General features: G+C 56.6%; 24 protein-coding genes, 2 tRNA genes and 1 other RNA gene. 10 read left to right on the plus strand and 17 right to left on the minus strand.

Going from position 1 to position 20,269, the window contains the following annotated elements; genetic code table 11:
* Positions 1–50: 50 nt before the first annotated feature.
* The 3 genes from ABIE60_RS01085 (at position 51) to ABIE60_RS01095 (ending at position 3,118) form a co-directional block, all read left to right on the plus strand.
* Complete coding sequence (locus ABIE60_RS01085; RefSeq protein WP_354467063.1) at positions 51–1,031, plus strand: nucleoid-associated protein; 981 nt, start codon at positions 51–53, stop codon at positions 1,029–1,031.
* Positions 1,032–1,109: 78 nt separating this feature from the next.
* The gene (paeA, locus tag ABIE60_RS01090) at positions 1,110–2,429 is read left to right on the plus strand and encodes a polyamine export protein PaeA (RefSeq protein ID WP_354467064.1); all 1,320 of its coding nucleotides are present in this window, start codon (positions 1,110–1,112) and stop codon (positions 2,427–2,429) included.
* Positions 2,429–3,118 carry a pseudouridine synthase gene (locus ABIE60_RS01095; protein ID WP_354467065.1) on the plus strand — a complete coding sequence of 230 codons (690 nt, stop codon included), beginning with the start codon at positions 2,429–2,431 and terminating at the stop codon, positions 3,116–3,118. The genes paeA and ABIE60_RS01095 overlap by 1 nt, the downstream gene beginning before the upstream one ends.
* A 57-nt stretch (positions 3,119–3,175) precedes the next feature.
* Here ABIE60_RS01095 and ABIE60_RS01100 read toward each other — a convergent pair whose 3' ends face one another.
* The 3 genes from ABIE60_RS01100 to ABIE60_RS01110 are packed head-to-tail and all read right to left on the minus strand — an operon-like array spanning position 3,176 to position 5,708.
* A complete protein-coding gene (locus ABIE60_RS01100; RefSeq protein WP_354467066.1) occupies positions 3,176–3,865 on the minus strand; it encodes a VIT1/CCC1 transporter family protein in 690 nt (229 codons plus the stop codon).
* A 43-nt stretch (positions 3,866–3,908) separates the two neighbouring features.
* The gene (locus tag ABIE60_RS01105) at positions 3,909–4,406 is read right to left on the minus strand and encodes a DUF2271 domain-containing protein (RefSeq protein WP_354467067.1); all 498 of its coding nucleotides are present in this window, start codon (positions 4,404–4,406) and stop codon (positions 3,909–3,911) included.
* Positions 4,407–4,421: 15 nt separating this feature from the next.
* Complete coding sequence (locus tag ABIE60_RS01110; protein WP_354467069.1) at positions 4,422–5,708, minus strand: ferredoxin reductase family protein; 1,287 nt, start codon at positions 5,706–5,708, stop codon at positions 4,422–4,424.
* A gap of 175 nt (positions 5,709–5,883) precedes the next feature.
* Between ABIE60_RS01110 and ABIE60_RS01115 the strand changes: the two genes are divergently transcribed.
* A complete protein-coding gene (locus ABIE60_RS01115; RefSeq protein WP_354467071.1) occupies positions 5,884–6,720 on the plus strand; it encodes an endonuclease/exonuclease/phosphatase family protein in 837 nt (278 codons plus the stop codon).
* Here the strand turns inward: ABIE60_RS01115 and ABIE60_RS01120 are convergent.
* The 4 genes from ABIE60_RS01120 to rsmI form a co-directional block, all read right to left on the minus strand.
* Entirely contained in the window at positions 6,715–7,071 is a 357-nt protein-coding gene (locus ABIE60_RS01120; RefSeq protein ID WP_354467072.1) for a thiol-disulfide oxidoreductase DCC family protein, read from the minus strand. The two genes, ABIE60_RS01115 and ABIE60_RS01120, sit on opposite strands and share 6 nt — an antisense overlap.
* A 93-nt stretch (positions 7,072–7,164) precedes the next feature.
* A complete protein-coding gene (locus ABIE60_RS01125; RefSeq protein ID WP_354467073.1) occupies positions 7,165–7,452 on the minus strand; it encodes a sll1863 family stress response protein in 288 nt (95 codons plus the stop codon).
* Between the two features lie 274 nt (positions 7,453–7,726).
* Positions 7,727–8,080: RNase P RNA component class A (gene rnpB / locus ABIE60_RS01130), an RNA gene on the minus strand.
* Positions 8,081–8,120: 40 nt separating this feature from the next.
* Positions 8,121–8,954 (minus strand): 16S rRNA (cytidine(1402)-2'-O)-methyltransferase, encoded by an 834-nt coding sequence (gene rsmI, locus ABIE60_RS01135; RefSeq protein WP_354467075.1) that lies wholly within the window; start codon positions 8,952–8,954, stop codon positions 8,121–8,123.
* 38 nt (positions 8,955–8,992) lie between these two features.
* On the opposite strand from rsmI, the gene ABIE60_RS01140 reads away from it, so the two are divergent.
* The 4 genes from ABIE60_RS01140 to ABIE60_RS01155 are packed head-to-tail and all read left to right on the plus strand — an operon-like array spanning position 8,993 to position 12,370.
* Complete coding sequence (locus tag ABIE60_RS01140) at positions 8,993–10,810, plus strand: penicillin-binding protein activator (RefSeq protein WP_354467076.1); 1,818 nt, start codon at positions 8,993–8,995, stop codon at positions 10,808–10,810.
* Between the two features lie 18 nt (positions 10,811–10,828).
* Positions 10,829–11,188, plus strand: a complete 360-nt coding sequence (locus ABIE60_RS01145; RefSeq protein ID WP_354467078.1) for a YraN family protein — start codon at positions 10,829–10,831, stop codon at positions 11,186–11,188.
* Positions 11,189–11,206: 18 nt separating this feature from the next.
* Complete coding sequence (locus ABIE60_RS01150; protein WP_354467080.1) at positions 11,207–11,791, plus strand: SIS domain-containing protein; 585 nt, start codon at positions 11,207–11,209, stop codon at positions 11,789–11,791.
* Positions 11,792–11,794: 3 nt separating this feature from the next.
* Positions 11,795–12,370, plus strand: coding sequence for a BON domain-containing protein (locus ABIE60_RS01155; RefSeq protein ID WP_354467082.1), 576 nt, complete (start codon positions 11,795–11,797; stop codon positions 12,368–12,370).
* A gap of 51 nt (positions 12,371–12,421) precedes the next feature.
* On the opposite strand, the gene ABIE60_RS01160 is transcribed toward ABIE60_RS01155, so the two are convergent.
* The 10 genes from ABIE60_RS01160 to ABIE60_RS01205 form a co-directional block, all read right to left on the minus strand.
* Positions 12,422–12,844 (minus strand): ClpXP protease specificity-enhancing factor, encoded by a 423-nt coding sequence (locus ABIE60_RS01160; protein WP_354467627.1) that lies wholly within the window; start codon positions 12,842–12,844, stop codon positions 12,422–12,424.
* 124 nt (positions 12,845–12,968) lie between these two features.
* The gene (locus tag ABIE60_RS01165; protein ID WP_354467083.1) at positions 12,969–13,601 is read right to left on the minus strand and encodes a glutathione S-transferase N-terminal domain-containing protein; all 633 of its coding nucleotides are present in this window, start codon (positions 13,599–13,601) and stop codon (positions 12,969–12,971) included.
* A 92-nt stretch (positions 13,602–13,693) separates the two neighbouring features.
* A complete protein-coding gene (locus ABIE60_RS01170; protein WP_354467084.1) occupies positions 13,694–14,464 on the minus strand; it encodes a cytochrome c1 in 771 nt (256 codons plus the stop codon).
* Positions 14,464–15,720: a cytochrome b gene (locus tag ABIE60_RS01175; protein WP_354467085.1), complete on the minus strand. Its 1,257-nt coding sequence runs from the start codon at positions 15,718–15,720 to the stop codon at positions 14,464–14,466. The genes ABIE60_RS01170 and ABIE60_RS01175 overlap by 1 nt, the downstream gene beginning before the upstream one ends.
* Positions 15,720–16,316, minus strand: coding sequence for a ubiquinol-cytochrome c reductase iron-sulfur subunit (gene petA / locus ABIE60_RS01180; RefSeq protein WP_354467087.1), 597 nt, complete (start codon positions 16,314–16,316; stop codon positions 15,720–15,722). Before petA ends, ABIE60_RS01175 begins: the two co-directional genes overlap by 1 nt.
* A 264-nt stretch (positions 16,317–16,580) precedes the next feature.
* Positions 16,581–16,973 carry a 30S ribosomal protein S9 gene (gene rpsI / locus ABIE60_RS01185; RefSeq protein WP_091825654.1) on the minus strand — a complete coding sequence of 131 codons (393 nt, stop codon included), beginning with the start codon at positions 16,971–16,973 and terminating at the stop codon, positions 16,581–16,583.
* A gap of 13 nt (positions 16,974–16,986) precedes the next feature.
* Positions 16,987–17,415: a 50S ribosomal protein L13 gene (gene rplM / locus ABIE60_RS01190; protein WP_091825651.1), complete on the minus strand. Its 429-nt coding sequence runs from the start codon at positions 17,413–17,415 to the stop codon at positions 16,987–16,989.
* 157 nt (positions 17,416–17,572) lie between these two features.
* Entirely contained in the window at positions 17,573–18,679 is a 1,107-nt protein-coding gene (gene zapE, locus ABIE60_RS01195; protein ID WP_354467089.1) for a cell division protein ZapE, read from the minus strand.
* Positions 18,680–18,796: 117 nt separating this feature from the next.
* Positions 18,797–19,510: an LrgB family protein gene (locus ABIE60_RS01200; RefSeq protein ID WP_354467091.1), complete on the minus strand. Its 714-nt coding sequence runs from the start codon at positions 19,508–19,510 to the stop codon at positions 18,797–18,799.
* Positions 19,507–19,872: a CidA/LrgA family protein gene (locus ABIE60_RS01205; RefSeq protein ID WP_354467093.1), complete on the minus strand. Its 366-nt coding sequence runs from the start codon at positions 19,870–19,872 to the stop codon at positions 19,507–19,509. Before ABIE60_RS01205 ends, ABIE60_RS01200 begins: the two co-directional genes overlap by 4 nt.
* Positions 19,873–20,045: 173 nt before the next feature.
* Here ABIE60_RS01205 and ABIE60_RS01210 point away from each other — a divergent pair.
* Together ABIE60_RS01210 and ABIE60_RS01215 are read left to right on the plus strand one after the other, a co-directional pair.
* Positions 20,046–20,122, plus strand: a tRNA-Pro gene (locus tag ABIE60_RS01210).
* A 23-nt stretch (positions 20,123–20,145) separates the two neighbouring features.
* A tRNA-Pro gene (locus tag ABIE60_RS01215) sits at positions 20,146–20,222 on the plus strand.
* Positions 20,223–20,269 lie beyond the last annotated feature (47 nt).

A 20,269-nucleotide genomic window follows, 5' to 3' on the forward strand; every position in this document is an offset into this window, starting at 1 on the left:
TCATTCTATATAATCGTGCCCCTGTTGATCATCTTGCGGAGTCCACCCCCATGCCTGCCACCGACGCGATTGCCCACCGCCTGACCCGCCGCACCGGCGAGCAGTCCTACAGTTTGCGCGAGCAGCCGTTTGATTCCGAGTCACTGAACAACCGATTGCTCAGCGAGATCAAGCCACTGTTTACCCGGCGTGCCAGCAAGCGCTATGGCTGCTTTGCGGATGAGTCCGGCGCTTTCAAGGGGCTGGTGCTGAGCTGGCTGGACCAGAGCCTGAGCTTCACTCAGTTCAGTCGCAAGGTAATCGAACAGTTGGCGATGCTGATGGAACAGCAGGATCTTGAAACCGATGGCCACTGGCTGTTCATCGTGGAAGAGCTGGAGGCCGCACGACGCCTGTGGATTGCCAACCTCAAGCAGAAGGACGGGCTGCTGCTCAACACTGACAATGACCTGCAGGAAACGGTCTTTATCGATTTTGCCAAAACCGGCTTCTGTGCCTGTCTGGACCTGCAGGATATCCAGCACCCTGACAAAAAGCGCTACCTGACCCTGAGTTTCGGCTTTGGTGACCGCCCGCTGCAGGGGGCGCTGATGGAGTTTGTCAGCTTCACCGATACCGTGGACACCCAGGCCGACACCGAACGCTTCATGAGCCTGGTGCAGGATTACAGCGAAGCCATGCCGGAAGAGAACGCCAAACGCTATCAGAAAGAGGTGGCCGAGTTCTGCATGGAGCAGTCCAAAGAGGGCGAAGCGGTCAACTATCGCGCCCTGGCCGAGTCGGTGGACTCCGTAGCGGAAGTCGGCTTTGATGATTTCATTGCCGAGCGCGCCCCGGAGCTGAAGGAGGAGTTCATCCCCGACCGGAGCAGCCTGAAAAAATACATCCGCTACACTGGCCGCACCCGCGAGGTATCGATCAGCTTCAGCAACGAGTCACTGGGCAAAAGCATCGCCTTTGACCCTTCCACAGAAACACTGACTCTGAGAGAGCTGCCGGCCAGTCTGATCAAACAGCTCAAGGGCGAGTAATCCTGCGTGCCCATCGCGCGTTAAAGTGCCAGAATAGCCTGACAACCCCAGCCTGCGCAGCCTGACCGGAGCCCCATCATGCCTGGTGAACTGATCATTCTTTTCCTGCTGATACTGTTCAGCGGTGTGTTCGCGATATCGGAAATTTCGATTGCCGCCGCCCGCAAGATCAAGCTGCGCGTCCTGGCCGAAGAGGGTAATGAAAAGGCGGCAGCCGTACTCAGCCTGCAACAGCAGCCTGGCGCGTTCTTCGCCATGATCCAGATCGCTTTGAACGCCATCGCCATTCTGGGTGGTATTGTCGGCGAACAGAGTCTCACCCCCTACATGAAACAATTGCTGCAGCTGTTCTATACAGGGCCCATGCTGGACAAGGCCAGCTTCATGCTCTCGTTCATCACCATCACTTCGCTGTTTATCCTGTTTGCCGACCTGCTGCCCAAACGCCTTGGCATGATCCTGCCGGAAACCATGGCGATGCGCCTGGTGCGCCCCATGCGCTGGGTCACCCTGCTGCTGACGCCACTGGTGATGCTGTTCAATGGCATCACCAATCTGCTGTTGCGCTTGCTGCGCCTGCCCGCCCAGCGCGAGGATATTGTCACCACCGACGATATCGTCGCCATGATGGACGCCGGTGCCGAGCATGGCAGCATTCAGCAGCAGGAGTACCACCTGATCGGCAACGTATTCGAGCTGGAGGGCCGCACCCTGCCCAGCGCCATGACCACCCGTGAGCACATCGTCTACTTTGACCTGCACGAAAGCAGCGAAGCGATCAGCGCCAAGATTATCGAGCATCCGCACAACTGGTTTCTGGTCTGCGACGGCTCACTGGACAAAGTGGTCGGAGCGGTCGAATCCAAGGAAATTCTGCGCAAGGTCCTCAAGGGCGAACCCTCCAGCATTGTCACCGAGATGATTGAGCAAGACCTGCTGTATCTGCCCGATACCCTGACCCTGTCGGAAGGGCTTAACGCCTTCAAGACTTCGGCACAGCCGTTTGCAGTAATCCTGAACGAATACGCACTGGTCGTGGGCATCCTGACGGTCAAGGATCTGATGAACAGCTTTATGGGTGACCTGATCTCCAGCGCCGGCGATGAGCAGATCGTTCAGCGTGACGAGCACTCCTGGCTGGTGGATGGCAGCACCCCGGTAGTGGATCTGGCACGGGTACTGGGGCTGGATATCGAAGATTTCCCCAGCCACAGTCAATACGAGACCGTGGCGGGGTTTCTGATCTATCACCTCAAGCGGATCCCCAAGCGTACCGACTTCATCCTGTTTGCCGGCTTCAAGTTCGAGGCAATGGATATCGACAACCTGCGCGTGGATCAGTTGATGGTCACCCGCATCGGTGAAGACGACAACCCGGCAACGGGCCATCCGGTCTGATGCGACTGGACCGTTTCATCTGCAAGCACAGCGCATACGGTCACCAGCAGGCGAAACGGCTGGTGGCGAGCGGTCGAGTAGCGGTGAACGGCGAGACTGTCACCGACCTGCGCGCCCAAATCGACCGCTTCATGTGCGTTGAGCTGAACGGCCAACGCCTGCAGCAACAGCAGGCGCACTACCTGATGCTCAACAAGCCCGCGGGCTATCTCAGCGCCACCTCGGATCCGCAACACTCTACGGTACTGGAACTGCTGCCACCGGAATTGCGCACCGACCTGCATCTGGCCGGCCGGCTCGACCGCGCCACCACCGGCCTGTTGCTGCTGACCAATGATGGTGTCTGGTCGCGCCGTATCACCGCACCCGAACAGAAAATCCCCAAGCTGTACCACGTCACCACCGCCGAGCCCATTCACCCCGAGGCCGAAGCCTGCTTTGCCGCAGGTGTATGGCTGGCACGGGAAGGGGTCACCACCAGCCCTGCCCGGCTGGAACGAATCAGTGCCTGTGAGGCGCACCTGACCATTTATGAAGGCCGTCACCATCAGGTGAAGCGCATGTTTGCTGCCGTGAATAACCAGGTGGTACTGCTGCACCGTGAGGCGATGGGCTCAATCCGGCTCGATCCGGCGCTGGCAGCGGGTCAATATCGCCCCTTGACGGCAACGGAGCTGAAGCAAGGCTGAAGTGCAGCTGGAGGGAAGATTCAGTATTTTGTGTTGTATTCGTGTTTTGCTGCACCATCATGCGACCACGCCAAACACCTTGCCGACACCTGCTGTCAGCGCCATGGCAAGGCCTCCCCAGAAGACGACTCGGATGGCCCCGGTCATCATTGATGCGCCACCGGCCTTTGCGGCAATAGTACCCAGCATGGCGAGAAACACCAGTGAGCACAGTGCGACCAGCGTAATCAGATAACCGATGGGCACCATCCAGGCTACCAATAACGGCAGTGCAGCACCGACAGTAAAGGTGGCCGCTGACGACAGGGCGGCCTGAACGGGCTGAGCACCGCCGTTGGCCGAAATACCGATTTCATCTCGGGCATGCGCATCAAGAGCATCGTGCGCCATCAACTGCTCGACAACCTGACGCGCCAGTGCTGGCTCAACTCCTCGATTTTGGTAGATCTCGGCCAGCTCCTGTGTCTCGAATTCAAGATCGGTATCCAGTGATTTTTGCTCAAGCGCCAAATCGGCCTGCTCGGTATCCGACTGTGAGCTGACCGAAATATACTCCCCTGCCGCCATCGACATGGCGCCCGCAACCAGACCGGCTACACCGGCCAGAATGATACTCTCATGGGACGTGTTTGCAGCGGCTACGCCGATGATGAGGCTGGCGGTCGAGACAATGCCGTCGTTTGCCCCAAGTACCGCTGCACGCAACCAGCCAACACGATGGGATCGGTGAATTTCCACGTGGCTCATAGATGTACTCCAAAGAAGCAGACTGAACACAGGTTCAACCTGTTCAAAAAGTGTAGGTCAAGGACTGTACATAGCCTTGTCCGTTGACCGGCGTTCCAGCGCCTTGCGTGGTGATGGGTACGATGATGTCCGCCGGCCGATCACGCATATCTTCTACAGCTGCATCCACACGAATCTGGTAGCCACTGTCAATCAACGCATCATCCAGACTCACGCTGATCTGCAGGGTCTCGCCCCGGGTAATGCTGGCGCCGGTCAATCCGTCATACTCGGCACGGCTCCGCTTACTGCCTCGCGCCCAACCGCTCAGATGCTTGTAATACTTACTCTTTTTACCGGCAACCCAAAGGGTTTGCTGATACTCACCCCTTGAGTCCGTAAGATAAATGGCCAGATAGGCACCATCACCCCGGTATCGACTCAGTTGCGTGTCGATGGTGACCTCTCTGGCTTGAGCCACTGCAGGCAAGGTTACCAGACCGGCCAACAGCATCGCTGGCAGCCATGTTTTAAGGGCGTTCCGACGTTTCAGGTCGTGCATCTTTAATATCCTCATTTACCTGAATTCAAAGCGTTCCTGATGAAAGCGCAGCGAGACTGCCGGGTCGCTCAACCCACTGCGAAGCGCTGCTGCCAATCCCTGGGGCCCGCAGAACCAGATATCCACTTTTGCTGACTGGATGTGTAACCCGTCTGCAGTCAGCCTTTGTCCCTGTACACTGTCATGGATCTGCAGGCTGACGTCCGGCAACTGACTCACCAGTACATGCAGGTGCTCCACGTTGGGGTCATCAATCGCATCTTGCGTGCAGTAGTGTAAGGTCACCGGCTGATACTGCTTGTCCGTGTTGGCCAAACGGTTTTCCAGAGCGGCAAGAAATGGGGTAATGCCAACGCCGCCGGCCACCCAGATCTGTTGGGCCATGGGTCGATTTTTCTCTGGATTGAAACAGCCATAAGGGCCTTCAATCATGACCGCATGGCCCGTATGCAGTCGGCGCGGCAGGGTACGGGTATAGTCACCCAGTGCCTTGATGTGGAAACCGAGCTGACCATTCTGCCGGTCTGCCGTTGTCAGGGTGAACGGGTGCGCCCCTTCGGCCCGGTCAAACGTCACCAGTGCAAACTGCCCGGCACGATGCCCCGGCCAGTTCCGCCCCATGTCACAGACAACTTCCAGAGTGGTGTCGGACAGCTGTCGTACAGACTTCACCACGCCTTTCCAGCGATGGCTTTTGCCGATCAGCCCCGCCAGCGACTGCAGGCTTGCGATGCTGCCTGCGCCGATCGACAGCGCCATCAGCCAGCCGGTCGGCTGTTGCCACCAGCTCAGCGGCGCCAGCAGCAGAGAGTGGGCCGCCAGGCTTAGATAGATCAGCGGCATGACGCGGTGCAGGTAGCGCCAGAAACGGTAAGGGAACCAACGGATCAGGGTGATAACCACAAGGCCCAGAAGCAGATACAGGCCGGGCTCTCCCCAGTCCTCAAACATTCCCTGCAAATTGTCTAGCAGGCCGGAAAAGTCGGCTTCGCGCAGGCTGCGATCCTTGCCGAACAGCGCCTTGAAGGCATCATCGCCCATCTCGACCAGCCAGTGTGTCAGGGCAAAAACGGCGCCCAGAATGCCGGTCCACTTGTGCAGGTGATACTGCTTGTCCAGACCACCCAAGGGTACTTCCAGCCATTTCGGTCGCATGGCCAGAAGCATCGTGATGGACATGAAATTGATGGCCAGAAAGCCACTGAGGGTCAGAAAGTGTTCATAACTGAGACTCCACTGCCAGGCACCCAGCTGTACCGCCAGCAGTGCAAGGAGACTCAGGATCAGATTTCGATTGGGCATACAGATAATCCTCCAGATATGGAGCCATTCTGTAACGCCTTACCTGATACCAACCTTAAATTGCGCTTTGGGGTTGAAAAACAGACAACCGGATTATGCCAATAGCCTTTACCTGTCAACAGTACTTGCCTAGCCTAGGAACTGACTAATCACTCAAAAAGGCCGTGCCATCGTTATGCAAGAGCCATCCCCGGTCCCGCAGCATCCCGTCAGCCATGGTCCTGCTTCTGACCATCGTAAACCGTCCCGTGACTCCCGCGACAGCCTGAAACTACTCAGTTTCAATATCCAGGTGGGGATCAATACGCAGGCATACCACCATTATGTCACGCGCAGCTGGCAGCACCTGCTGCCCCACCGGCAGCGCAACCGCACGCTGGACGAGATTGCCCATGTGCTGCGCCAGTACGACCTTGTGGCACTGCAGGAAGTGGATGGCGGCAGCCTGCGCAGCGGGTTCGTAAATCAGGTGGAATATCTTGCGCATTCAGGGCAGTTTCCGCACTGGTACCAGCAGCGCAACCGCAACCTTGGCAAGCTGGCACAGCACAGCAATGGTGTACTTAGCCGCATTGAGCCCAGCCTTGTGGAAGATCACCCGTTACCGGGACTGATTCCCGGTCGTGGTGCCATTGTGGTGCGTCTTGGCAGTGGTGAGAATTCACTGCTGGTGATCGTGCTGCATCTGGCGCTGGGTGTTCGCACTCAGGACCGCCAACTGCGCTACATCCGCGAGCTGATTGAACACCACCCTCACGTAGTGCTGATGGGTGACATGAACAACCCGCTGGAGCATCTGCTGAACCGCCCTGCACTGCAGGGACTTGGGCTGGTATCGGCTGAGCAGGTGATGCCCACCTACCCCAGCTGGAAACCAACATGGGCACTGGACCATATTTTGATTACCCCCAGCCTTGAGATGCGCCACGCCGAAGTACTGGACTGCACAATCTCAGACCACCGTCCCATCGCCATGGAGATCGGCCTGCCTGAATGCCTGCACGGATTATGAACGCCCCTGCCGACGCAGCCGACGCAGTACCGACCAACGATACAGCCTTGAAAGCAGCGGTCGGATAACGGGTAAACCCAACACCCAGGCCAGTGGCATCAACAGTGGCACCCTGGACATCAGCAGAATATAGGCATCCAGCTCCCGATGAACGGCGCCTTCGGCATCCTGCACATGCAGCTCACGCAGGGCTGCACTTGGATCAATACCGATCTGACGCAGTGCTTCATCCTTACCGGTGATGTCGATCCATTCGACCTCATCGGCCCGCGAACCGGCCAGACGTTCATAACGACGCCTGTCCCTTCTGCACCGGGGACAGGCGCCGTCATAATAAACTTTAAGGTGCATAGAACGAGCCCCCCACATCAGACCCCACTACTGCAACCAAGAAAATTGTGTTTGGTTTCAGGTCCCAAGAGCCAGGGGGAGATTGGTGACTATTCACTTGAACCTTGAGGCCGCGGACCTTAATGCATGCCCCAAAGAATCCCTGGCACTGTCCATGCCTGCCTTGAGATCCTCCCAAGCGTCATCGCTGGAGTCTTTAAGCTCCACAAGTTTATTGTTCGCAGCCGCCTGAAATGAGCGCAGCTCCTCGATTTCCTTGTAGTATTTAAGTTGAGCATCGGCTTCCTGACTGTCGGCCTTCGCTTTCAGCCTGTCGATTTCTGCACTCCATTCATCCAGTTGTGCCTGCAGCTTCTTTTCATATGCCTCTTTCATGCCCATGTCATTCCTCCTTTCGGGATCAAATGCCTGTGTTTATAACAGGGTAGCTCAAATAGAGGGATTGCAAGGTCAGCTGGCCGGACAGTGTTACAGTCCAGGGGCGACAACGGAGTCAGCCGGAAAGGGACACGTTTTTTATTGCACGGTCGGGAAGGAGGTACCACAAGAGAGGGGAGCAGAGTCAGATTGAGATGCGGCAGCCCTGTACCTGCGTTGACGCCGTTTTCAGTCACCATGCAAAAGGCATGGCTGGCTGAAATGGCTGCAGGCAATGGGAGAGAGTCTGCCGATAAGCCGGGTTTTGTCGTGGACAATCATTCATCTAGGACCAGCGTCACCACTGGTCTCAAGCGACCTACCCGGACCCGGCGCGGGCCACGCCTTAATGGGTCCCTATTTGGTCTTGCTCCGGGTGGGGTTTACCATCGCCGTGGAGTGTTGCCACCCACGCGGTGCGCTCTTACCGCACCATTTCAACCTTACCGGCATCCGAAGATGCTTAGGCGGTATACTTTCTGTTGCACTTTCCGTCGGCTCGCGCCGCCCAGACGTTATCTGGCACCTTGCCCAGTGGAGCCCGGACTTTCCTCCCCTGCGTAAACGCAGCGGCGATTGCCTGGCAGACTCTCGGCGCGCAGTATACCGCCAAGGCACAGTTAAGCAAGCACTTACTGGATCAACAGCTGATACAGCCGGTTTTTCTTCTCCCCGGTAATTTCGGCAGCCAGGCCCGCCGCCTTTTTCGGCGGCATCTCTTTGGCGAGAATGCGCAGAATGCGCTCGGCTTCGGGGTCAATCTGTTCGCCCTGCTCAAGTGCCGGGGCACCGTGAACCAGTACCACAAACTCTCCCCTTTGCTGATTGCTGTCTGCCTGAATCCATTCCAGCAGGTTCTGCAAGGTATCGCCGTGAATGGTCTCGAAGGTTTTGGTAAGCTCCCGTGCCACAACGGCGTAACGCTCGCCGCCGAACGCTTCCGCCATGGCGGTGAGGCTATCAACGATGCGATGTGTTGATTCGTAGAAGATCAGCGTTTCGGTGTGAGCAGCATAGGGTTTCAGCGCCTGCAGTCGCGCTCCGCTTTTGGCTGGCAGAAAACCGATGAACTGAAACCGGTCTGACGGTAACCCCGAAGCAGACAAAGCGGCGACAAAGGCACAGCAACCCGGTACAGGTGATACGCGATACCCTGCTTCGCGTACGGCGCGTACCAGATGAAAACCGGGATCCGATATCAGTGGGGTACCGGCGTCGCTGATCAACGCAATTGAGTGGCCTGCCGCGAGCAGATTGATAATATGCTCGGATCGCTGGCGTTCATTGTGATCATGCACTGAAATCATTGAGGCTTTAATGGTAAAGTGCGCAAGCAGACGCCCACTGTGGCGGGTATCTTCAGCCGCGATGTAATCGACGCTGCCCAGCACCTCCTGAGCCCGTGCCGAGAGGTCTGCCAGGTTACCGATCGGCGTGGCTACAATATAAAGTACTGGTTCTGACATTAGGACACCCATCTGTTGGCAAGGACCCGGATTATATGATGAATCTACGACGGCTGTCTTTCAGCCTGCTGGTGACAGCAACCCTGATGGCAGGCTGCTCAGCGCCCTCAAAGCCACCACAGGTAGTGGATGCAACCGGCAGCACTCAGGCGGCCAGCGTTGACGCACTGCTGAGCCAGGCACAAAACGAGCGCCCCATCCGCGCTGCCGAACTCAAGCTGCAGGCGGCCCAATTGCTGGTGCAACAGGGTGAGCGCAACCGGGCAGAACAGGTTCTTGCCACGATTGATACACGCATTCTGCCTCCAACGCTTGCTTTTGAAATCGCCAAACTGCGCGCTGGCGAGAGCATGGACCAGCAGCGTGCCGCCGATGCCTTGCGCTATCTTGATCGACAGCGGTTCAGTGCCCTGCCGGCACCACAGCAGGCAGAACTGAGCCAGTTGCGCGCCGATGCCTGGCTGGCACAGGACGATCGTATCGCCGCCAGCCGTGAGCTGATCACGAGCAGTCTGCTGGCAGAGGATGACACCGAACGCCAGCGCTATCACGACCAGATCTGGCAGCTGTTGCAGGCCGTATCCGATGCCAGCTTGCGTCAGGCACTGCAGTCCGACAACAACTATCACGAGCAGGGCTGGTTCGAACTGGCCGAAATGATGCGTGCCAGCAGTGACCTGCCGAGCCGTGAAACGGCACTTGAGCGTTGGCGCCAGCTCTGGCAGGCACACCCTGTGCTGATTCTGCCACCCGCAGGCCTGATGGGGCTGCAACAGAGTGGTGAAATGATTCAGGCGCGCCGCATCGCCGTTGTGTTGCCCTTGACCGGAGAGCTGGCTCAGCCTGCCAATGCCATCCTTGATGGTATCCGTGCAGCACAGGCGGTGCAGAGCCGTCAGGGACTGGTGCCTGTTCAGCTGTCACTGATCGATTCAAATCAGTACTCAAGTGCCGACGATATCGTACAGGTCGCACGCCAACAGGGTGCCGACATGATTATCGGCCCATTGGATCAGGCACTGGTGGCACAGTTCTCCAACCAGCCAGAGCGGGAGCTGCCTGTTTTGGCACTCAACCCTGCCCCCAACGGCCCTTCTACCCCTTGGCAGCTGGAGCTGTCCTCAGAGCACGAAGCACGCATGGTTGCGAAACAGGCGCTGGCTGAAGGTCGACGCAATATTCTGCTGATCACCCCAGCGGCCGAGTGGGGTGACCGGGTGCAGGCCGTGATGCGTGAAGAGCTGTCAGCTGGCGGAGGCCGTGTCGTCGGTACGCTGCGGTATCAGGCCGGCGGCAGCTATGACGAACAGATTGCGCGTCTGATGCTTACCGATCAAAGCAAGCAGCGTGAACAGCAGCTGCGCCAGCTGCTGCAGCATCGACTGGAGTTTCAGGAGCGTGCACGCCAGGATGCCGATGCAATTCTGTTAACCGCCCTGCCGGACGCTGCGCGTTTAATCAAATCGATGCTGGACTACCACTACGCGGCTGACCTGCCGGTATACGCAACCTCCCACCTGTATCCGGGCTACCCAGATGCCAACCGTGACCTGGACCTGAACAGTATCACTTTCTGCGACCTGCCCTGGATTCTGGAGCCCCCCAGCGACGCCCACCAGGCACTCAAGGCCGAAGGCAAGGACACCTTGTCACGCTTTGGTCGCCTCTACGCTCTGGGTGTCGATGCGATCAACCTGTACCCATGGCTTGACCAGCTGCAGAGTGCTCCGGGTGCATTCCTGCAGGCAGAAACCGGGATGCTCAGCATTGATGCCAACCGCAGGGTACAGCGGATACTGAGCTGTACCCGCTTTGTTGATGGTGTACCGGCCCCCGTGCCGTCAAGCCGCCCCTAACCTGATGGAGACATTGCGATGGACCGCAAACAGATCGGCATGGATGCCGAACGCCGGGCCGAAATCTGGCTTACCACACAGGGACTTACCCTGTTACAGCGCAACGCACAGTGCCGCCTTGGAGAGATCGACCTGATCATGCGAGATCATGACCAGATCGTATTTGTTGAGGTCAGAACTCGTGGCAGAGCAGGTTTCGGCGGTGCTGCCGCCTCGGTAGACTGGCGCAAGCAGCAGAAGCTGATTCGCGCCGCTCGATTCATGCTCAGCCGTAATCCGCACTGGAACAACGTTCCCTGCCGCTTCGACGTGCTGGCCTATGAGGGAGATTCGGAGACTACCCCTCCAGTGTGGTATAAAGATGCCTTTCGTCCATGAACACCGGAAATGTTTTTAATGGAACTTGAAGACCGTATTGTCAGTCAGTTTCACAACAGCATGGAGATCAATGCGCTCACCATTGAGCAGCACACTCCCCTTATCGCAGACGCAGGTGAACTCCTGCTGCAGTGCCTGGTCAGTGAACAGAAGATTCTGTGTGTCGGCAATGGCGGCTCAGCCGCGCTGGCACAGCATTTTGCATCACTGCTGCTGAACCGTTTTCGCCACGAAAGACCCGGCCTGCCGGCTCTGGCATTGAATGATTCAGCCGCCATGAGCGGCATCGGTGAAGAAACCGGTTTTACCGAGGTCTACTCAAAGCAGATTCGTGCTCTGGGCCAGCCCGGCGACATCCTGCTGCTGATCTCCACTCATGGCCGCGCCAACAGTCTGGTACAGGCCATACAGGCCGCCCATGACCGTGACATGATGGTGATTGCACTCAGTGGTGGCGATGGCGGCAACATGGCGGCATTGCTGCTGCCGGACGAGATCGAAATCTGCATTCCTGGTGGCGAAGATGCGCTGATTCATGGCGCTCACCTGCTGGTGCTGCACTGTTTGTGTGACCTGATTGAATATCAACTATTTGGAGGCTGACCCATGCTGAAACACTCTTTGATCGCCATTGTGCTGGCATCCACCCTTGTTACCGGTTGCTCCAACATCATCAGCGCAACACGTGATGAGCCGATCCGCGAAAGTCAGGGCAGCCGCACACTGGGCAGCTATCTCGAAGATGAAGCGATCGAGACCAAAATACTGGTCAATATCAGCAAAGGCTCACAGCCGCTGGCCCAGTCTCATATTAATGTGGTGAGCTACAACGGCCAGATACTGCTGGCAGGTCAGGTACCGGATGAACAGGTCAAGCAGGAAGCCGAACGGGTTGCCAGCCAGGTACGACATGTACGCAAGATTCATAACGAGCTGGAGATCGCAGGCCCCACCTCGACCATTGTTCGCAGCAACGATGTCTACCTGACCAGCCGCATCAAGGTACAGATGCTGGCTGACAAGAGCATTGAAGGCAACCGTATCAAGGTTGTCACCGAAAACGGTGTTGTCTATCTAATGGGGCTGGTGCGACGGGATGAGGCAGACCGCGCTGTCGATATTACCCGCTCGGTTACAGGTGTGCGCAAGATCGTCAAGGTGTTTGAATATATCGGTGGCTAGGCCACCTCAAACTTGCTGCGGCCGGGTACTCCGCCCGGCCGTATCCGCTCTTTATTTCACTACACGCAACGCAGGCTTTCGACCACCCTTGGGGGGCTCTGGCGGCTCATCATCCGGCGGCATTTGCACACCATCTTCGGCCTGCTTCAGCAACTCTTCCACACCCGGCTCCACGCCAAACCCCATCCCCATGCCATTTTCACGGGTAAAGATCGCCATTACGGCCACCATCGGCACATAGACATTCATCGGCACACCGCCAAAGCGCGCACTGAAACTGATGCCATGATCCTCAATCATCAATCCCTGTACCGCTCCAGGTGCGATATTAAGGGTAATTTGGCCGTCCTGGACAAACTGCTCCGGCACCTGAACACCCTGAAGCGTGGCATCAACGGCGAGGTGGGGTGTCAGGCCATTGTCCAGCACCCACTCATGGAGGGCGCGCAGCAGATAGGGACGGCTCGGCTTGATACTGCTCATGATTTGACTCCTGATAGTGCCACAGCGCCAGAGGCGATCGTGGCATACCTTACGTCCTGATATAAAAAAGGGACGAAGTTGCCTTCATCCCCCTGTTGTCCGCTACCGGTACCACTCAATCGCGCATTTCGCGCTCGAGTTCGGACAGGCTGTCCTGGAAGGACTCACGCTCAAACAGGCGCTGCATGTACTTCTGCAGCGGACGTGTCTGCGCTTCCGGCAGCTCAATGCCCAGCTGAGGCAAACGCCAGAGAATCGGGGCGATACAGCAGTCCACCAGAGTAAACTCTTCACTCATGAAGAACGGCTTCTCGGCGAAGATCGGTGATACGGCTACCAGACTGTCGCTCAACTCCTTGCGAGCGGCATCCAGTTCGGCATCAGTGCCTTCAGCGCGAAGAATCTGGTCCACAAGCGCACACCAGTCTTTCTGAATGCGGTGCATGTAGAGACGGCTCTCGGCCCGTGCAACCGGATAGACCGGCAGCAACGGCGGATGCGGGAAGCGCTCGTCAAGATACTCCATCATCACATTCGGTTCATACAACACCAGTTCCCGATCCAGCAGAGTCGGAAGTGCGTTGTACGGGTTCTGCGCTGCCACATCCTCCGGCAGCTCATTCTCTTTGCACTCGACGATATCGACTGCCACACCTTTTTCACAGAGTACAATACGTACACGGTGACTGTAATGGTCGGTACCATCAGAGTAAAAGGTCATGGAAGAACGCTTTGCCACTACTCCCATCGAACTATCCCCATAAAAATATTGCGTGCAGAAACAAAAAATCTACGCGGCCTTTCGACCGCGTAGTATTGGACGTGCCAACCCCGTGGGGATCAGTGTACGTCTTTCCAGTACTCTTTCTTCAGAGCAAAGGCGAAGACGAACAGGATCGCCAGGAAGATCAGAACCTTGAAGCCGATACGCTCAGACTCCATACGTGACGGCTCACCCATGTAGGTCATGAAGTTGACCAAGTCATAGATGGTACGATCAAATTCTTCAGCAGACTGGGAGCCGGCTTCTGAAACGGTCAGACAGCCACCCATTTTCTTGCCGGTCAGCGGATCGATCTCATCGTTGCCGCCGTGTGCCAGCTCTTCAGGTGTACAGTGGTTGACCACCTTGCCCTGCAGATCTTCCAGCACGTTCGGCATACCGACATCCGGGAACACAGCGTTGTTCACGCCCCAGGGACGGTTTTTGTCAGCATAGAAGCTGCGCAGGTAAGTGTACACCCAATCAGAGCCACGCAGGCGTGTTTCCAGCGTCAGATCCGGCGGCGGTGCACCAAACCAGCCAGCAGCATCGGTCTTGGCCATGGCGATCTTCATGTGATCACCGATTTTGGTCTCGGGATCAAAAATCAGATACTGCTCGACCAGTTCATTTGGCATGCCAAGGTCCTGTGCCGAACGCTCGAAGCGCTGGTAGCCCGCTTCATGGCAGCCCATGCAACGGTTGACGAAAGTCTGCATGCCGCGCTGCAGAGACGCCTGATTGCTCAGGTCGATATCAATCTTGTCCAGCGGCACTCCGGCGCCGCCAGCCGCGCTTGCCGTCATCGGGGCCAGCGCCATCAGCAGAGTAATAAGGAACTTTTTCATTAGCCTGTAACCCTTTCCGGAACCGGTTTAGTGCGTTCCATGCGTGTATAGAACGGCATCAGGATAAAGTACGCAAAGTACAGCACTGTGCAGATCTGGGACATGATGGTACGGCCCTCAGTTGCAGGCAGCACACCCAGTACACCCAGGATCACGAAGCTGACGATCAGGATTGCCAGCCACAGTTTGCTCAGCCAGCCCTTGTAGCGGATGGACTTGACCGGGCTGCGATCCAGCCAGGGCAGTACAAACAGGATGGCAATTGCCGCACCCATGACCACTACACCCCAGAACTTGGCATCCAGACCGAACATCGGGAAAGTCACCGCGCGCAGCATGGCGTAGAAGGGAGTGAAGTACCAGACCGGTGCGATGTGGTTAGGAGTCTTCAGTGCGTTGGCCGGTTCAAAGTTCGGCTTCTCGAGGAAGTAACCACCCCCTTCCGGGAAGAAGAACACAACAGTACAGAATACGAACAGGAACACCACCACGCCCACAATGTCTTTCACGGTGTAGTACGGGTGGAACGGGATACCGTCAAGCGGCACGCCGTTTTCGTCTTTCTTGTCCTTGATTTCAACGCCGTCCGGGTTGTTGGAACCCACTTCGTGCAGGGCGATGATGTGCAGGACAACCAGTGCCAGAATCACGATCGGCAGCGCGATCACGTGCAGCGCAAAGAAACGGTTCAGCGTAATGCCGGAGATCAGGAAGTCACCACGAATCCACTGCTGCAGGTCCGGACCGATAACCGGAATGGCACCAAACAGGGAGATGATTACCTGGGCACCCCAGTAGGACATCTGACCCCAGGGCAGCAGGTAACCCATGAAGGCTTCAGCCATCAGCGCCAGGTAGATGGTCATACCGAAGATCCACACCAGCTCACGCGGCTTGCGGTAGGAACCGTACATGATGCCGCGCAGCATGTGCAGGTAGACTACAACGAAGAAGGCAGAGGCCCCCGTGGAGTGCAGGTAACGCAGCAGCCAGCCATACTCGACATCACGCATGATGTACTCGATGGAAGCAAAGGCGCCTTCAGCGCTGGGGTTATAGCTCATGGTCAGCCAGATACCGGTAATGATCTGGTTAACCAGTACCAGCAGCGCCAGAGAGCCAAAGAAGTACCAGAAGTTGAAGTTCTTCGGTGCGTAGTATTTGGACAGATGATCTTCCCACATGGCAGTTGCCGGGAAGCGGTCGTCGATCCAGCCCATCAGGCCCGGATTCCCTTTATTTCGTGTGCCAGCCATTATGCAGTCTCCGGATCAACACCGACGATCAGTGTGTTGTCGTCTTCATAAGAGTGGGGCGGAATGACCAGGTTGGTCGGCGCCGGTACGGATTTGTACACGCGGCCCGAAAGGTCAAAACGCGAACCATGACAGGGACAGAAGAAGCCGCCCAGCCACTCAGGGCCCAGATCATCCGGGGCCACTTCAGGACGGTAGGTCGGAGAACAACCCAGATGAGTACAGATACCCACCATAACGGCGATTTCAGGACGAATCGCTCGGACAGCATTCTTCGGAATGTAATCCGGCTGTTGCGGCTTCTCGGAAGCCGGGTCAGCCAAACGATCATTCAGCTTTTCCAGATTCGCCAGTGCTTCCTCTCCACGGCGTACAACCCATACCGGCTTGCCACGCCATTCCACGATCATCTGCTGACCTGGCTCCAGCTTGCTGATATCCGCCTTGGCAGGAGCGCCTGCGGCTTTCGCCTTGGCACTCGGATTCCAGGAAGCCACGAACGGGACGGCCGCTCCGACAGCGCCTACTGCACCTACTGCAGATGTGGCACCGATCAGGAGACGACGTCGACCCTTATTCACGCCGTCATTGCTCATTAACTTCATCTCCCCTCAATCGACCTGCCGCTTTTGTACGGACACAAAAGCCCTGCGGGCCGCTCAGTCATGAAAAAACACAAAACCGGTTCGTTCAAATGCGCCGAATGTTAAAGAAAATACCCTTTTTTTACAAGGTAAAAAGAACTCTCCATTAGGCGAACACGGCTTTTATTGACCTGACCCCAAAGACAAAAAAAGCCCACAACCACGAGGGCTGCAGGCTTTTTTTCGTTGCCACAAGGCGGCAATGCCGCAGGCAAATTAACGCTTGGAGAACTGCGGACGCTTACGTGCTTTACGCAGACCCACTTTCTTACGCTCAACCATACGCGCATCGCGGGTTACGTAGCCTGCTTCACGCAGTGCACCACGCAGAGTCTCGTCGTATTCCATCAGGGCACGAGTGATGCCGTGACGGATAGCACCTGCCTGACCGAAGCCGCCGCCACCTTTGACAGTGATGTGCGCGTCGAATTTCTCGACGTTGTCAGTCAGCTCCAGAGGCTGCTTAACGATCATGCGTGCGGTTACGCGACCGAAGTACTCTTCCAGAGTACGGTTGTTGATCATGATCTTGCCTGTACCCGGGCGCAGGAAGACACGAGCAGTAGAGGTTTTGCGACGGCCGGTACCGTAATACTGAGTAGTAGACATTTTCGCCTTCCCCTTAGATGTTCAGTTCTTTCGGTTGCTGAGCCTGGTGCGGATGCTCGCCACCAGCGTAGACTTTCAGCTTGGTGTACATGGCACGGCCCAAAGGACCTTTCGGCAGCATGCCCTTTACAGCCAGCTCAATCGTGCGCTCAGGGAAGGTCTGTACCATCTTGTTGAAGTTGGCTTCCTTCAGGCCACCCGGGAAACCGGAGTGACGATAGTACATCTTGTCATTGCGCTTGTTGCCGGTTACGTGAACCTTTTCAGCGTTCACTACAACAATGTAGTCACCGGTATCAACGTGCGGAGTGTATTCCGGCTTGTGCTTGCCACGCAGACGACGGGCAATTTCAGTTGCCAGGCGACCCAGAGTTTTACCTTCTGCGTCCACAACATACCAGTCGCGTTTTACTTCGGCCGGTTTGGCGGTAAAAGTTTTCATGGATGGTTTCACCTTACAATTTAAGTCTCGAATCCGAGATTCCGACTTACCTTATAGTTATTGGTTAGCTGCCGAGACAACTAACGTACACTTTTTCGGCACCCTGCTTTCAGGGAGCGCGCATTATACTTGCTTCAATCCCGCTTGCAAAGTGCTTTCAGGCTCGATGTTCGCGCGCCAGATATTCGTGCGACTGCATCTCAAGCAGACGGCTCTGGGTACGTTCAATCTCGAATGAGAGTCGACCTTCAGTATAGATTTCATGGATAGGCACTTCTGCGGAAATGATCAGCTTGACGCCTGAGTCATAGAACTCATCGACCAGGTTGATAAAACGGCGCGCCGCATCATCGTTCTTGCGGCCCAACTGAGGAACATTACTGAGCAGCACAGCATGATAGATCTTGCCAAGCTCGATGTAATCGTTCTGCGAGCGCGCACCTTCGCACAGAGCCTTGAAGTCAAACCAGGCTACATCTTCACACAGACGCCGCGCCTGCAGTTTGCGACCATTGATCTCAATATGAGCATCATACTGCTCTTCTTCCAGATCCGGCGCGAGGCTTTCAAAACTGCGATTCAGACTCTCGTCCGCAGCTGCATCCAGCGGCCAATGGTAGAGCTCGGCCTGTTCCAGCGCGCGCAGACGATAGTCGATGCCTCCGTCCACATTGACCACTTCGGTGAAGCGTTTCAGCATATCGATGGCAGGCAGAAAGCGCTGGCGCTGCAGGCCGTCCTTGTAGAGCCCGTCCGGAACGATATTGGAGGTCGCAACCAGAGAAACGCCGTTATTGAACAGCTCCTGCATCAAGCCACCCAAAATCATTGCATCGGTAATGTCGGATACGAAAAACTCATCGAAACAAATAATGCGCGCTTCCTGTGCATACTTGCGTCCGATTTCAGTCAAAGGGTTTTTGGTACCGTCCAGCTCTTTCAGCTCACGGTGCACCCGCTGCATGAAGCGATGAAAGTGGGTGCGCATCTTGCGCTCAAACGGCAGGCTGTCATAAAAGGTATCCATCAGATAGGTTTTACCCCGTCCAACACCGCCCCAGAAATACAACCCCTTAACCGGCTCCTGCGACGTGCGCTTGATTTTACCCCCCAGTCGCTGCATCAGCCCTGGCTTGGGGGCTCGCTCGGCCGCTACCAGCTCATCGTAGAGGCGCTGCAGATGGCCGACCGCCATCTCCTGAGTCGAATCATAGGAGAAGTCTTCACGCTCCAGGTCTTTACGGTATCGTTCAAGCGGGGTCATCTTCAGTCTGCACCTCTGGTCAGTTTATGAACGCCACAACGGGGGCGAACTTTACTGCTGCAGACCGGTTTTCGCAAATCCGCAACGCGGCTGTTACGCAATCCGCCACATTCAGGGTCACCCCAGCCCGAACATTCGCACCAGCAGCGGTACCAGAAAAGCGGTCAGCAACCCGGTCATTCCCATCGCAAGCCCGGCAAAGGCACCGGCAAGCGTACTGAACTCAAATGCGTACGCCGTGCCAAATCCATGTGATGAAAGCCCGAGGGTAAACCCCTTCACGGCATCATCCTCTATCTTGAGCAGTCGAAAGAGTGGCGGCGCCGTCAGACACCCAATGGCCCCGGTAATCAGTACCAGACCCGCTGCCAGTGAAGGATAGCCACCTATCTTTTCAGCAATCCCGATTGCAATCGGCGAGGTCACGGATTTGGGCGCCAGGGATAGAAGTGTCCCTTCGGATGCACCCAGCGCCCAAGCGACCAGGATGACCGAAGCGCTGGCGGTTACCGCGCCACAAAAGCAGGCGATCAGCAACGGCAGCAGCATTTTCTTGACCCGTTCAAAATGGTCATACAGCGGCACCGCGAGCGCGACGGTTGCAGGCCCCAGCAGAAAGTGAATGAACTGGGCTCCACTGAAGTAGGTGTCATAGTCAGTACCGGTCAACTGAAGAAAGACAATGATCAGCGACAGTGCTACCAGCACAGGGTGCAGCAGGGGCGTCCCTCCCACCCGACGATTGAGCCAGCTACTGAACAGAAAGGTGGCAATGGTCACAATAATCCAGAACAGAGGCCTGGCGGCAAAATAGACCCAGAAACTGCTCATCGCCGCTCCTCCGTTGCACCCAGATCCAGCTTGCGCGTCAATCGTTTCAGCACCAGCGCCGTCACCAGAATCGTGACCACTGTACTGACAACCAGAGCAATCATGATAATCAGCCATTCAGCCGCAATCAGCTCAGCATGGACCATCAGGCCAACCCCTGCCGGCACAAACAGTAAGGCCAGATGACGCAGAAGCCCTTCTGACGGCAGCCGGATCAGGTCAGGCACACGTCGCTTGATTACCAGCCCCACCAGCAGCAGCACCATGCCCAGTACCGGCCCGGGCACCGGAAGACCCAGCGCCAACACCACCCACTCACCCAGCAGCTGGCACAGCAGCAGCAGCATCAGTCCAATCAGCATATCGCCCCCTCTTTTTACTGTTCTCAGCGTGGAGGAGTGTACTTATTTTCTTAACAAAATACCTCTCGCCTATTGGCAATCAGGCACGGGCTCTCTATAATGCGCCCCGTTCCTGATTGAGGCGTTCCCACGCCAACCTGCCAGTCAGAACAATTACTTAGCTTCAGCTTTGTCGGGGTGTAGCTCAGCCTGGTAGAGCACTGTCTTCGGGAGGCAGGGGTCGTAGGTTCGAATCCTGTCACCCCGACCACTTGCTGAATCTAGGTACTGCGTCGGGGTGTAGCTCAGCTTGGTAGAGCACTGTCTTCGGGAGGCAGGGGTCGTAGGTTCAAATCCTGTCACCCCGACCAAACTTCTTTCCCGCTTTTAATATCGTTCATTACTGATCGCTGCGTGA

The sequence above is a fragment of the Marinobacterium sp. MBR-109 genome (assembly GCF_040547565.1).
Taxonomy (GTDB): domain Bacteria; phylum Pseudomonadota; class Gammaproteobacteria; order Pseudomonadales; family Balneatricaceae; genus Marinobacterium.